Genomic DNA, 1,671 nt, shown 5'->3' with positions numbered 1-1,671 from the left:
TATTCGGGTTTTGGAGTGAGAGCGGTATATTTTCGATTTTTCGGCGGGGTCTTCGATCGGACGTGTGTTAGGCCTCATGTTGTGGCCTTAATTGACGCCACGGGCCGATTTGCTGTTCGGAAAGCTGGGTTCACATCGGTTCAGAGAGCTGCAAGCGCTCGAGCCCCGGGTCTGAATTTCCCTGCCTTGAACTTCGAAGTCCGTGTCGCGTACTCCTCGTCGATCGCTCACCCCGGCCTTGCGGCCATGTCGTGCCTTTTCCCTTCTCGGTTTTGCGTCGATACTCACGGAACAGCAACTTATGATTTGTATCTCGGATGAACTCTAAGAAAACTCTTCCAAAACAGGGGCTGTCCGCAAATGGCAATGCCGGTGGAACGTCAATTGCGCGGTCTGACCTACCAGATCCTTCAACCGCTCCGGATCGTCCTCACCCGGCGCCTCCACCAGAATGATGCCGTAAAGCGTTGCGCTGCAGGAGCCACACGCGCTACATATGGCAAAATACTGAGACGGTTGAGCGGGGAATAAATGAAAGTTCTGGTCACTGGCGGGGCTGGCTACATCGGTAGTCATACGTTGCTTCAACTTCTGCGTGAACGGCATGACGCCATGGTTTTTGACAACTTTTCAAACAGCTCCCCTGAAGCACTGAAACGCGTAAAACAACTCGCTAATGCTGACTTCGAGATATGTGAAGGTGACATTCAGGATGCATGCCGATTGAACGAGGCGTTTGGCGATTTCAAGCCTGAAGTGGTCATCCATTTTGCGGGTCTTAAGGCTGTCGGGGAATCCAACGAAAAGCCGATCGAGTATTATGCCCAGAATGTTTCTGGTTCGATTGAGCTCCTAAAGGCCATGCAGCGGCACGATTGCCGCCACATTGTTTTCTCATCTTCCGCAACGGTCTATGGCGAGGCAGAATATTTGCCTTACGATGAGGACCACCCGCTTCGACCGACAAATCCCTACGGGAGAACGAAATATTTTATCGAGGAAATCATTCGCGACTGGGTTGCGTCGTGGAGGCACGCAAGTGCTGTCTTGCTAAGGTATTTCAACCCAGTGGGTGCGGATGCGTCTGGTCGAATCGGTGAAGATCCAAACGGCATACCCAACAATCTTGTTCCCTACATTGCTCAGGTGGCGGTCGGGCGCCTACAACATCTGAATGTCTTCGGCGCTGATTACGACACGCGTGACGGAACCGGAGAACGCGACTACATTCATGTCGAGGATCTGGCTCGCGCTCACTTGGCTGCCATTCAATTTGAACCCACTAAAAGTGGCTGTGAGGCCATCAATATAGGCACTGGTCGTAGCACGACTGTGCTTGAAATGGTGAAAGCATTTGAACAAGCCTCGGGACGTGCAGTGCCTTATCAAATCGAACCACGACGCGATGGCGATGTGGCGCACAGTCTCGCGGCCGTCGGCAAGGCTGAGCGTCTCTTGGGGTGGCAAGCCAAGCTCGACGTTGACGATATGTGCAGGACAACTTGGGATTGGCAATCTGAAAACCCCAGCGGCTACAGCCCAGATTGAATGTGGAACCATGTTTCTGCCAGTTCTGCTCGAATCGCAAATTGAATAAATAATTTCAATACCTTAATCTGTGGAGAGAGTTAGGCGTGTGGCCCCTTCCTCTCCGCCACTTGCCCTTGAAAA

General features: G+C 52.4%; 1 protein-coding gene and 1 pseudogene. One reads left to right on the top strand and one right to left on the bottom strand.

What is annotated here, in order from left to right:
* Nucleotides 1–372 precede the first annotated feature (372 nt).
* Nucleotides 373–453: pseudogene (locus E1297_RS51145) on the bottom strand (hypothetical protein); the annotation flags it as partial.
* Between the two features lie 78 nt (nucleotides 454–531).
* Between E1297_RS51145 and galE the strand changes: the two are divergent.
* Nucleotides 532–1,548, top strand: coding sequence for a UDP-glucose 4-epimerase GalE (gene galE, locus E1297_RS02085; protein ID WP_155133289.1), 1,017 nt, complete (start codon nucleotides 532–534; stop codon nucleotides 1,546–1,548).
* Nucleotides 1,549–1,671 lie beyond the last annotated feature (123 nt).

The organism is Roseibium sp. RKSG952 (assembly GCF_009711355.1).
Note: the sequence above shows the minus strand (reverse complement) of the source record. Positions and strands in the feature narration are given on the sequence as shown.

Bases quoted from the DNA above. Each gene is read 5' to 3' on its own strand.
- galE (WP_155133289.1), top strand. From the start codon at position 532: ATGAAAGTTCTGGTCACTGGCGGGGCTGGCTACATCGGTAGTCATACG.